10 protein-coding genes are annotated in these 12,294 nt (G+C 64.2%); all 10 read right to left on the bottom strand.

The annotated features are described in order from the left end of the window. Positions 1-81: 81 nt before the first annotated feature. The 10 genes from OQZ28_RS04120 to nuoF all read right to left on the bottom strand — a co-directional run bounded on the left by OQZ28_RS04120 (position 82) and on the right by nuoF (position 12,291). Positions 82-1,725 (bottom strand): ribonuclease J, encoded by a 1,644-nt coding sequence (locus tag OQZ28_RS04120; protein WP_130730512.1) that lies wholly within the window; start codon positions 1,723-1,725, stop codon positions 82-84. Between the two features lie 297 nt (positions 1,726-2,022). Continuing rightward, on the bottom strand, positions 2,023-2,814 hold the full coding sequence (locus OQZ28_RS04115) for a biotin--[acetyl-CoA-carboxylase] ligase (RefSeq protein ID WP_458135211.1): 792 nt from the start codon (positions 2,812-2,814) through the stop codon (positions 2,023-2,025). Between the two features lie 3 nt (positions 2,815-2,817). Further along, a complete protein-coding gene (gene nuoN / locus OQZ28_RS04110; protein WP_458135210.1) occupies positions 2,818-4,242 on the bottom strand; it encodes an NADH-quinone oxidoreductase subunit NuoN in 1,425 nt (474 codons plus the stop codon). Positions 4,243-4,267: 25 nt separating this feature from the next. Continuing rightward, positions 4,268-6,205, bottom strand: a complete 1,938-nt coding sequence (nuoL, locus tag OQZ28_RS04105; RefSeq protein WP_458135209.1) for an NADH-quinone oxidoreductase subunit L — start codon at positions 6,203-6,205, stop codon at positions 4,268-4,270. A 5-nt stretch (positions 6,206-6,210) separates the two neighbouring features. After that, entirely contained in the window at positions 6,211-6,534 is a 324-nt protein-coding gene (gene nuoK / locus OQZ28_RS04100) for an NADH-quinone oxidoreductase subunit NuoK (protein ID WP_078524400.1), read from the bottom strand. Continuing rightward, positions 6,527-7,300: an NADH-quinone oxidoreductase subunit J gene (locus OQZ28_RS04095; protein ID WP_130730516.1), complete on the bottom strand. Its 774-nt coding sequence runs from the start codon at positions 7,298-7,300 to the stop codon at positions 6,527-6,529. The genes nuoK and OQZ28_RS04095 overlap by 8 nt, the downstream gene beginning before the upstream one ends. Before the next feature lie 78 nt (positions 7,301-7,378). Next, on the bottom strand, positions 7,379-7,867 hold the full coding sequence (gene nuoI, locus OQZ28_RS04090; protein ID WP_061272200.1) for an NADH-quinone oxidoreductase subunit NuoI: 489 nt from the start codon (positions 7,865-7,867) through the stop codon (positions 7,379-7,381). After that, positions 7,867-8,889 carry an NADH-quinone oxidoreductase subunit NuoH gene (gene nuoH / locus OQZ28_RS04085; RefSeq protein WP_061272199.1) on the bottom strand — a complete coding sequence of 341 codons (1,023 nt, stop codon included), beginning with the start codon at positions 8,887-8,889 and terminating at the stop codon, positions 7,867-7,869. Before nuoH ends, nuoI begins: the two co-directional genes overlap by 1 nt. A 4-nt stretch (positions 8,890-8,893) precedes the next feature. Further along, positions 8,894-10,960: an NADH-quinone oxidoreductase subunit NuoG gene (gene nuoG / locus OQZ28_RS04080; protein WP_458135208.1), complete on the bottom strand. Its 2,067-nt coding sequence runs from the start codon at positions 10,958-10,960 to the stop codon at positions 8,894-8,896. A gap of 5 nt (positions 10,961-10,965) precedes the next feature. After that, positions 10,966-12,291 carry an NADH-quinone oxidoreductase subunit NuoF gene (gene nuoF, locus OQZ28_RS04075; protein WP_458135207.1) on the bottom strand — a complete coding sequence of 442 codons (1,326 nt, stop codon included), beginning with the start codon at positions 12,289-12,291 and terminating at the stop codon, positions 10,966-10,968. Positions 12,292-12,294: the final 3 nt, after the last annotated feature.

Genomic DNA, 12,294 nt, shown 5'->3' with positions numbered 1-12,294 from the left:
AGAAAGCTTCGCGGAACACCGCCTTTTTAAAAAAGGCGGCACCCAGAAACTTTTATCAATGAGTTGTTTTCAAACAGGTTCTCAGACGCGCAGCAGGTGCACATCCACCAGCGGGCGCTTTTGCAGCTTACGGCCCAGCGCGCGGCGCAGCGCGGTCTTGGCGGCCTCGCGGAAGGTGGCGTCGTTCTCGCGCAGTTCATCGGGAATTTCATCCAGCGCATTGCCGAACTCTTCCGTCACGCGTGCGGTCTCGGGATCCTCGGCATCAAGCAGGCCCGGCGCGCTTACCTTGGGGTCGCCAATCAGGTAGCCCTCGTCATCCACGGCAAAGCTGCCCAGCACCATGCCGTTGAACAGCATGCGCCGCCGCGCCGACAGCACGCCGCCATTCATGGGCAGGATGCGGCCGCCATCGAGCACCAGCCGCCCGGTGGGCGCGGTATCGCCAACTTCCACACCGTCGCTGCGGATGTCGAGGATATCGCCATCCTCAAGCAGCACCGGCTCGATGTTGAGTTCCTGCGCAATGGCGGCATTGGCGGTCAGGTGACGCCACTCGCCATGCACGGGAATGAGGAAGCGCGGGCGCACGAGGTCATACAGCTTGCGCACGTCGCCGCCCGTGGCATGGCCGGACACGTGCACGAGGTGGTCCTTGTCGGTAATGACATGCACGCCGCGCCGGGTCAGGTTGTCCTGCACCTGGATGACGGCCTGCTCGTTACCGGGAATCATGCGGCTGCTGTAGATGACCGTATCCCCCTCACCCAGCGAGATGTTGGGATGCGTGTCGGATGCGATGCGCGAGAGCGCCGAGCGCGGCTCGCCCTGGCTGCCGGTCACGATCAGCATGATCTGGTTGTCCGGCACCGAATTGGCATCCTGCTCGGACAGGAAGTTCGGCACATCGGACAGGTAGCCGCATTCCCGCGCCGCAACCTCGAGGTTGCGCAGGCTGCGGCCCACCACGGCCACGCGGCGCCCTGCCGCCTGCGCTGCCTTGGCCAGCGTTTCCACCCGCGCCACGTTGCTGGCGAAGCAGGTGACGGCAATACGCCCTTCCAGCGATGCGATGAGGCGGGTCATCTCGCGCCGCACATCGGCTTCCGAGGCGGAAGGCCCTTCGGTGCGCACATTGGTGCTGTCGCACACCATGGCCAGCACGCCCTCGCGGCCAAGGGCTGCGAAGGTTTCAAGGTCGGTCGGCGGGCCGACCTGCGGGTCGGGGTCGATCTTCCAGTCACCGGTGTGGATGATGATGCCCTGCGGCGTGCGCAGCACCAGCGACTGCGATTCCGGCACCGAATGCGTGACCGAGACAAAACGCAGGTCAAACGGCCCCACGTTGAACGCGCCGCCCGGCGCGATCACATGGATGGGCACCTGCTGCACCAGCCCCGCCTCACCGAGCTTGCGGCGCAGCACGGCAGCGGCAAACGGCGTGACATAGACCGGGCAGCCAAGCTGCGGCCACAGATGGGCGATGGCGCCCAGATGGTCCTCATGCGCATGGGTCACGACGAGGCCCGCCAGCGCCTTGCGCCGCTCGGCGATGAACACGGGGTCGGGCAGGATGATCTCGGCCTCGGGCGTGTCGTTGCCGCTGAAGCCAATGCCGCAATCCACCGCAAGCCACGTATCGCCCTGGCGGTAGAGGTTGAGGTTCATGCCGATTTCGCCGGTTCCGCCCAGCGGAAGGAAAGAAACGCCTGTCATGTCATTCATTAAAAGGTCCTGTTACAAGATATCATGGGTTGAAGATGTGTTTGAAGAAAGGGCCCGGAACGCCTGTTCCGTGCCGGTCTGCCTGTCCTGTTGTCAGCCCGGTCGGGGCCAAGATCCTGTTCTCTCGCCAAAAGCTGGCAGTGCGCGCGGCCTGAAGCGGGCGGTGGAACCAGCGCATTTCCCGCCCGGAAAATGGCGTTCGACACCGCACCGAAACAAAACGACGCACGATGAATTCATGCAAGGGATTATCATGTAATCCCCCTGACTTAAATCTCTTTCCGCAATCGGGGCGGATTATTCTTGCCTGCCATCCGCCATCAGCACCTCGCCCGTCACTACCTGCCGGGGGCCTGTGGGGGTGTCGAGCAGCAGGATTCCGTCATCCGCCAGCCCAGCAAACGTGCCGCTGAAGGCCCGGTTGCCCGCCACTACACGCAGCTTCGTACCCGGCGGGTGCGCACGCGCCAGCCACGCCGCGCGTATGGCGCCAAACCCCTGCGCTTCATGGCACGTCAGCCACGTATCGAGTGCCTGCAAAACGGCACGGGCCATCTCGGGTGGGCTGACCGTAACCCCGCATTCGGCCAGGCAGGCCAGTTCGCGGCCTTCTATGCGCGGGGCGGCCCTGAGGTTGGCCCCCATGCCGATCACCTGCCACGGCCCTGCCTCATCCGCCCCGGTCTCGATCAGGATGCCCGCCATCTTGCGCCCGTGCAGCAGCAGATCATTGGGCCATTTGAGTTCCAGCGCGTCCGGTTCGGCCAGGAAACCCGCCACGGCCTCATGCAGCGCAAGACCCGCGATGAACGGCCATGCCCCCACCGGCACCACCGCCCCCTGCCCCACCAGCATGACCGACAGCGCCAGATTGCCCCCCGGATCACGCCATTCGCGCCCCCGGCTGCCGCGCCCCGCCGTCTGTTCAAGAGCCAGCACCGCAAGCCCGTCCTGCCCGTGCCCTGCCGCCAGCATGTCCTTGCACAGGTCGGATGTGGAGCCCAGCCTGTCATGCACCTGCAATGGCCACGTGCGCCCCCCGCTGCGGGGAATGCTCATGGTGCGGAAGGCAGGAGGGCTATGGGTCATGGACTACCTGAACAATGCAGCCGCCGCCGCCTGTGCCGCCGTGGCAACCGGGCCGAGGGCTACGATGAAGAACACCGTGACCAGCCCCATGCCAGCGGAAACGAACGAGACCGAAACCGGCGCGCGATCAAGTGCGGGGGCAGCAGCATCAAAAAACATGATCTTGACGATGCGTATATAATAATACGCCCCGATCACGCTACTGATGATACCGATTGCCGCCAGCCCGTAAAGCTGCGCGTTGATCGCGGCATAGAACACCATAAGCTTGCCAAAGAAGCCCGCCAGCGGCGGTGCGCCCGCCATGGAGAACATGAACACCGCCATGGCCAGCGCCATGCCCGGGTCGCTGCGGCCCAGCCCCGCAAGGTCGCTGATGCGGCTGACCGCGCGGCCCTTGCGCCGCATGGCCACGATGCCCGCGAACGCGCCCACGTTCATGAACAGATACGTCACCAGATAGACCAGCGTGCCGCGCGTGCCCTCCGCCGTACCCGCCGCAAGGCCGATCATGGCGTAGCCCATATGCCCGATGGAGGAATACGCCATGAGCCGCTTGATGTTGCCCTGCGGGATGGCGGCGAATGCGCCAAACACCATCGACGCCGCCGAGACCACCTCGATCAGCAGCTGCCACTGGTGCGCCATGGAGCCGAACGGCCCGGCCATGACCCGCAGCAGCACGGCGAATGCCGCGATCTTGGGGGCACCTGCCATATAGGCGGTGACCGAGGTGGGGGCACCCTGGTACACATCGGGTGTCCACATATGGAACGGCACCATGGACAGCTTGAAGCACAGCCCCACCAGCACGAACACGATGCCCACCATAAGCCCCGCGGGCAGCACGGCGCTGCCGCGCACCGCCTGCTGCAGCCCGGCATAATCCAGCGTGCCCGCAAAGCCATAGGCCAGCGAAATGCCATAAAGCAGGATGCCCGAGGCCAGCGAGCCGAGCACGAAGTATTTCAGCCCCGCCTCCGCCGCCGTAACCTGGTCGCGCGCAAACGCACACAGGATGTAGATGGACAGCGAGGAAAGCTCGAGCCCCACGAACAGCGTCATGAGGTTGCCCGATGAGGCCATGATCATGGCGCCAAGGGTCGAGAACAGCACCAACACGGGGAACTCGAATTTGTCGATTTCCATCTCGCGCGCATAGCCGATGCCCAGCACCAGCGAGAGCGCCGCCCCCGCCAGCGCCAGCACCTTCATGAAGCGCGCAAAGCCATCATTGATGAAAACATGGCTGTAACCCGTGCCATCGGGCGAGAGCACCACCAGCGCCGCCGTCACCACCAGGGCGAACAGCGTCATCATCGTGCATGAAAAGAAAGCCTGACCGCGCTTTTGCATCACCCCGGCCAGCAGGATGACCAGCCCGGACAGGGCCAGCACGATTTCGGGCAGAGCAAGTGTCCAGTTCATTGGTTTGGCCCTGACATCCTGGGGGTTAGCTGGCGAACAGGATGGTGGTCAGCAGCACCACCAGCCCGATCAGCATGGAAAAGGCATAGACCGCCATCGACCCGGTCTGCACCCGCACGGCCTGGCCTGCAGTGCCTGCGGCAAGCCTGGCCAGCCCTTCGGGTATGCCTTCGACAATCCCTTCGTCAGCCCCCTTCCACAACAGCCGCGCCAGCGCGCAGTAGGGGCGCACGAACACGGCATCGTACACCTCGTCGAAATACCATTTGTTGAGCAGGAACAGGTAAAGCGGGCGCAGGCTGCGGGCGAGTGCTGCCGGAATGCCGGGGCTTGCCATGTAGCACAGATAGGCCACCGCAATGCCCGCAACGCCAGCAAGGGTCGGCACCAGCGCAATCAGGCCCGGTGTCTGTTCAAGGCGCTCCATGATGTCATGCCCTGGCAGGCTGGCAATCGTCCCGCCCCAGAACCCGGCCTGGTTGGCCCCCACATAGAACGGCGCCAGCACCACACCCGCCAGCACGGCCCCCACCGACAGGACGGCGAGAGGCACCATCATGGACGGCGGGCTTTCATGCGCGCCTTCGTGCAGGTGCGCATCACGCGGCTGGCCATGAAACACCAGGAAGATCAGCCGCCAGCTATACAGCGCGGTGAGGAACGCGGTGATGCAGCCCATGACCCAGCCATAATGGCCCATCGTGGAATCCGACATCCATGCGGCCTCCAGAATGGCGTCCTTCGACCAGTAGCCCGCGAACGGGAAGATACCGGCAAGTGCGAGGCTGCCAATCCACATGGCGGCGTAGGTATAGGGAATCTTGCGCCACAGCCCGCCCATGCGGAACATGTCCTGCTCGTCATGCACGGCATGGATCACGCAGCCCGCCCCAAGGAACAGAAGCGCCTTGAAGAAGGCATGCGTGGTGAGGTGAAACATCGACGCCTGATAGGCCCCCACGCCAACGGCCACGAACATGTAGCCAAGCTGCGAGCAGGTGGAATAGGCAATGGTGCGCTTGATGTCGGGCTGCACCAGCCCAACGGTTGCGGCAAAAAAGCTGGTGGTTCCACCAATGAGAATGATCAGGTCGCGCGTTACGGGTGCCAGTTCCACCAGCGGCGACATGCGCACCATCAGGAATACCCCCGCCGTGACCATGGTGGCCGCATGAATCAGGGCGGAAACCGGGGTTGGCCCCTCCATCGCATCAGGCAGCCAGGTGTGCAGGAACAGCTGCGCCGACTTGCCCATGGCGCCGATAAACAGCAGGGTGGCGATCACCTCCAGCAGTGGATGCGTGCCGAAAAGCTGGAACGTGTCATGCACGTGGTAGGGAATGGCGGCGAAGATCGCATCATACGACACGCTGCCCAGCCGGATGTAGATGAGCGAGATACCGACAAGGAAGAACAGGTCGGCAATGCGGTTGACCACGAACGCCTTGATGGCGGCAGCGCAGGCCGCAGGCCGATCATACCAGTAGCCGATCAGCAGGTAGCTCGCGAGCCCCACCCCTTCCCAGCCGAAGAAGAGCTGGAGCAGGTTGTCGGACGTGACCAGCATGAGCATGGCGAAGGTAAACAACGAGAGATAGGCGAAGAAGCGGTACACCGGCTGCGCCTCATGCGCCATGTAGCCCACGCTGTACACATGCACCAGCAGCGACACGGTGGTGACCATGGCCACCACGCTGACCGAGAGCATGTCCATGCGCAGCTGCCAGTCGGCCTCAAAGCCCGCTGCGTGGATCCAGTCGGCTACCGGCACGACGATGGGGTTCACGCCCCCCATCTCGAAGCCCAGCACGCCAATGGCGGACAGCGCCGCGCACAGCATGAGGGCAATGGTGGTGAACCGCGCAGCACTGTCGCCCATCAGGCGGCCAAAGCCACCGGCGAGGAGAAACCCGATCAGGGGCGCGAAGACCGCGACTTCAAACAGGAAGGATGCCGCCTGCATGTCCCTTACCCCTTCATCATCGTAATATCGTCGACTTCAATTGAGCCGCGATTACGGAAATACACCGTGACAATGGCCAGCCCGATGGCGGATTCCGCCGCCGCGATGGTCAGCACGAACAGGGTCATCACCTGCCCCGACAGGTCGCCGGTCGCAGCCGAGAACGCCACGAAATTGATATTGGCCGAAAGCAGGATCAGCTCGATCGACATCAGGATGATGATGACGTTCTTGCGGTTGAGAAAAATGCCGAACACGCCCAGCACCAGTAGGATCGCGCCAATGCTCAGGTAGGGTGTCAGGCCGATGGCCTCAATCGGGCTATTCATCGCCCTCTCCTTTCGTGCCATTTGCGGGCGTCTTGATCACCAGCGCGGTGCCGTCAGCGTCCCGTGCTTCCGCCTCGCTCCAGGCCGCGGTGCCATAGGTGCCGGGCACGGCGGCGATGTCGTAGCTCTCACGCGGGCGCAGGAAGCCGCCCTGCGCATCAACGCCCGCGCCAAGCGGCACCTGCAGCATTTCAAGTGAGTCCGCCACCATGCGGTCGTGCTGGCGGTCGATGTTCTGCCGCCGTCCTGTGGGCCGCTCGCGCAGGGTGAGCACGATGGCCCCGATCATGGCCACGAGCAGCACCAGCGCGCAGGCCTGGAACAGGAAGATGTAGTGGGTGTAGATCACATCCCCCAGCGCCGCCGTGTTGGTGCGCGTGGGCGACGAGGGCACGAGATGCGCGATCTGCCCGATATTGGTCGCCGCGCGCCAGTGCATGAACGCCATGAGCAGTTCAATGAACAAAACCCCGCCCACGACCCCGCCAATGGGCGCGTAACGCTGCACGCCTTCGCGCATCTGCGTGAAGTTGACATCCAGCATCATCACCACGAACAGGAACAGGACTGCTACCGCGCCCACATAGACAATGACTAGCGTCATCGCCAGGAACTCCGCACCCGCGATCAGGAACAGGCCGGCTGCGTTGAAGAACGCAAGGATCAGGAACAGCACCGAATGCACGGGGTTGCGCGCGCTCACCACCATGGTGGCGGACAGGACCAGAACCGCAGCAAAAACGTAAAAGACAATCTGGGTCATCATGGGTAGGTTTCCTGCCGCATGGATGTTTCCTCCTGCTCGCTCCGCCACTCCGGCACGCGCCGGGGCGGCCGGGCGCGCTCAGCGGTACGGGGCATCAAGCTCGAGCCTGCGGGCCAGCACGCTTTCCCAGCGGTCGCCATTGGCCAGCAGCTTGTCCTTGTCGTACATCAGTTCTTCGCGGGTTTCGGTCGCGAACTCATAATTCGGCCCTTCGACAATCGCATCCACCGGGCAGGCTTCCTCGCACAGGCCGCAATAGATGCATTTGGTCATGTCGATGTCGTAGCGCGTGGTGCGGCGCGAGCCGTCATCACGCGGTTCGGCCTCGATGGTGATCGCCTCGGCAGGGCACGTTGCCTCGCACAGCTTGCACGCAATGCAGCGTTCCTCGCCATTGGGGTAGCGGCGCAGCGCATGCTCGCCGCGAAAGCGCGGCGAAAGCACGCCTTTCTCATAGGGGTAGTTGATCGTGGCCTTGGGCTTGAAAAACGCCTTCAGCGTTGCCCCCATGCCTGCCGCAAGCTCGGCGAGCAGCATGGAGCGGGCGGCTTTGGTTAACGCATTCATCAGCCAGCTCCTCCGGGCAGAAGGCCCGTTACCATCAGGAACCCCGCAGTCAGCACCATCCACGCCAGCGAGAACGGCAGGAACACCTTCCATCCCAGCCGCATGAGTTGGTCGTAGCGGTAGCGGGGAAATGTCGCGCGCACCCAGATGAACACGAACAGGCAGAACAGGATCTTGGCGATCAGCCACAGAGGCCCCGGTATCCATGTAAAGGGTGCAATGGCCAGCGGCGGCAGCCAGCCACCCAGGAACAGGATGCTGACCATGCCGGACATGAGGAACATGTTCGCGTATTCACCCAGGAAGAACAGGCCGAAGGCGAGCGCCGAATATTCCACGAAAAAGCCTGCCACCAGTTCGCTCTCGCCCTCGGGCAGGTCGAACGGCGCGCGGTTGGTCTCGGCCAGGGCCGAGATGAAGAACACGATGAACATCGGGAACATGGGCAGGCAGAACCACACATGGCGCTGCGCCAGCACGATGTCGTTGAGGTTGAGGCTGCCCACCGCCAGCAGCACCGACACGATCACCAGCCCGATGGACACCTCATACGACACCATCTGCGCCGCCGACCGCAACCCGCCGAGAAAGGCGTATTTGGAGTTCGACGCCCAGCCCGCAATCAGCATGCCGTAAACACCGAGCGATGAGATGGCCAGCAGGTAGAGGATGCCCACGTTGATGTTGGCGATGGCCAGCCCGTTGCCGGTGGGAATGACCGCCCACGCAATCATCGCCAGCGAGAAGGTGAGGAAGGGTGCAAACAGGAACAGCATCCGGTTGGCACCAGACGGGATGACCGTCTCCTTGGTCAGCATCTTGATGGCATCGGCAAAGGCCTGCAGCACGCCGAACGGACCGTTCACGTTCGGCCCCTTGCGCAACTGCATCGCGGCCATCACCTTGCGCTCGGCCAGCGTAAGGTAGGCCACGCCCAGCAGCAGCGGCACGAGCACCGCAAGGGATTCCAGCACGATCAGCAGAAGCTGGCCAAGCGTGGTGTGAAAGAAGAAATCCGCCATGTCCCTACTCCGCCGCCTCGGTTGCGGGGCGCACGTAAATCCCCGAACAGGTTTCCATGGTCGGGCTTGCGCGGCACACGGCATGGGTCAGGTAATAATCGGCAATGACCGGATGAAAGGGCGTTGCCGCGACTGCCACGCTGCCCGGCTGCGGGGCGGTCGTATCCGCCGCGCCAAGGCGGGCATGGTCCGCCTGCCCATAGGCCGGGTGCGCCTGCGCCATCCGCGCGCGCAGGGCCTCGATCGTGTCATAGGGCAGCTTGCGGCCCGCCACCTCCGAGAAGGCACGCAGGATGCGCCAGTCCTCGCGCGCATCCCCCGGCGGCATGACCGCGCGGAAGGCGCGTTGCACGCGGCCTTCGGTATTGGTGTAGGTGCCCGGTTTTTCGGCATAGAGCGCGCCCGGCAGGATCACATCCGCCCGCCCGGCCCCCGCATCACCATGATGGCCCTGATAGATGACGAAGGTGTCCGGCCCGATGTCATGCACCGCGAATTCATCGGCGCCCATCAGCCACAGCACGTCCACCCCGCCGCCCAGCATACCCGCCACATCACGCCCCTGCGGGCCGGGCACGAGGCCAAGGTCAAGGGCCGCCATGCGGCTCGCCGCCGTGTGCAGCACGTTGAAGCCATGCCAGTCGGGGCGGATGGCATCCATCTGCACCGCAAGGTCCCAGCAGGCCTTTGCAATGGCCTGGCCGTCGGGGCGGGTCAGCGCGCCGTGGCCCACGATGATCATGGGGTTCTTCGCGTTGGCCAGCACCTCGGCAAAAGGCAGTTCGCCTGCCGCAAGTTTGGCCAGCGTGTCCGGCCCCTCGCCCAGCACGGTGGCGGTGTAGGTCGGGTCGGCATTGGGCGCGCCGATCATGGCGATGGGGAATTTGCCCCGTCCCGCATCGACAAACCGCCTGCGGATGCGGGCATTGAGCACCGGGGCTTCCTGCCGGGGGATGGAGCCTACGATCAGCAGCGCATCCGCCTCGTCAATGCCTGCGATACCGGTATTGAAGGTATAGAAGTCACGGCGGGATGTATCGTAACGCGCGCCATCCTGACGGCAGTCGATATTGGGCGAGCCGAGCATGCCCATCAGGTCTTTCAGCGCCATCAGGCTCTCGGCGTCGCACATGTCGCCTGCGATTGCGCCGATGCGGGCACCCGGCACGCCCTTGAGGCGCGTTGCGATGAGCGAGAACGCATCTGCCCAGCCTGCGGGCTGGAGTTTGCCGTCCACCCGCACCCAGGGCCGGTCAAGGCGGCGACGGCGGAAGCCATCGACCACGAAGCGCCCCTTGTCGGCCAGCCATTCCTCGTTCACTTCATCATTGATGCGCGGCACGATGCGCAGCACCGATGCCCCGCGGGCCTGCATGACGATGTTGGCGCCCACCGCGTCGCACACATCAATGGAGTCCGTGCGCTTGAGCTCCCACGGGCGGGCGCTGAAGGCGTAGGGTTGTGAGGTCAGCGCGCCCACGGGGCAGATATCGATCAGGTTGCCTGACAGTTCGGATGTCAGCGCCTTCTCGACATAATTGGTGATCTCGAGGTTCTCGCCGCGTGACACGCCGCCGAGTTCCGGCACGCCAGCCACCTCGGTGGAAAAGCGGATGCAGCGCGTGCACTGGATGCAGCGCGTCATCACCGTCTTGACCAGCGGGCCGAGATACTTGTCGGTCACCGCGCGCTTGTTCTCGCGGTAGCGCGAATGATCCGCCCCGTAGCCAAAGGCCTGGTCCTGCAGGTCGCACTCGCCACCCTGGTCGCAGATGGGGCAGTCAAGCGGGTGGTTGATGAGCAGGAACTCCATCACCGCCCGGCGGGCACGGCGCACCACCTCGGTGTCGGTAAAGATCTGCATGCCATTGCTGATGGGAAAGCCGCATGAAGCCACCGGCTTGCGCCCGCCTGATACTTCAACAAGGCACATGCGGCAGTTGCCCGCGACCGACAGCCGCTCATGGTAGCAAAAGCGCGGTATTTCCTTGCCCGCCGCCTCGCACGCCTGTAGCGCGGAAGAACCGGGCGCGACATCGACCACAATACCGTCAACGGTTACTTTGACCACTGTTCCTACTCCGCCGCTTCAACAAGGCCGGTGGGCACCTGCACCGGTCGGCCGCCGCCATGCGCCGCCTTGTAGGCGTGGATGCGTTCCTCCATGACCGGGCGGAACCGGCGGATCAGCCCCTGTATGGGCCACGCCGCCGCATCGCCCAGCGCGCAGATGGTGTGGCCCTCGACCTGGCGGGTGACCTGCTCGAGCATGTCGATTTCCTCGATCTCGGCGCGGCCTTCCACCATGCGTTCCATGATGCGCATCATCCAGCCCGTGCCCTCGCGGCACGGCGTGCACTGGCCACAGCTCTCATGCTTGAAGAATTTCGAGAACCGGGCGATGGCCGCGATGATGTCGGTGGATCTGTCCATCACGATCATGCAGCCGGTGCCAAGGCCGGAGCCTTCGGCGCGCAGGCTGTCGTAATCCATCAGCACGCTCTCGCACACATCACGCGGCAGCATGGGCACCGAGCAGCCACCGGGGATGACGGCCAGCAGGTTGTCCCACCCGCCGCGCACGCCGCCGCCATGCTTTTCAATGATCTCGCGCATCGGCACGCCAAGCTCTTCTTCAAACACGCAGGGCGTGTTGACGTGGCCCGATATGGCCATGAGCTTGCTGCCCGCGTTGTTGGGCCGCCCCAGCCCCGCAAACCAGGCCCCCCCGCGCCGCAGGATGGTGGCGGAAACCGCAATGCTTTCCACGTTGTTGACCGTGGTGGGGCAGCCATACAGGCCCATGGCGGCGGGGAAAGGCGGCTTCATACGTGGCTGGCCCTTCTTGCCCTCAAGGCTTTCGAGCAGGGCCGTTTCCTCGCCGCATATGTAAGCGCCCGCGCCACGGTGGATGTAGAAGTCGAAATCCCAGCCCGAGCCGCAGGCGTTCGGGCCGATCAGGCCCGCCTCATACGCCTCGTCAATGGCGTGCTGGAGGTGCATGGCCTCGTTGTAGAACTCGCCGCGAATGTAGATATAGGCCGCATGCGCCCCCATGGCGAAAGAGGCGATCAGCGCGCTTTCCACCAGCTTGTGCGGGTCGTGGCGCAGGATCTCGCGGTCCTTGCAGGTACCGGGTTCGGACTCATCGCCGTTGATGACAAGGTAATGCGGCCGCCCGTCATTCTTGCGCGGCATGAACGACCACTTGACCCCGGTGGGAAAGCCCGCGCCGCCGCGCCCGCGCAGGCCGGATGCCTTCATCTCGCCAATGATGGCATCGCGCCCGCGCGCCAGGATTTCCGCCGTGCCATCCCAGTCGCCCCGGGCGCGGGCTCCGGTCAGCGTCCAGTCACCCTGGCCATACAGGTTGGTGAAGATGCGGTCCTTGTCTTGCAACATGCG

Source organism: Komagataeibacter sp. NFXK3, from assembly GCF_054182245.1.
This window is presented reverse-complemented; position numbering and strand designations above follow the sequence as displayed.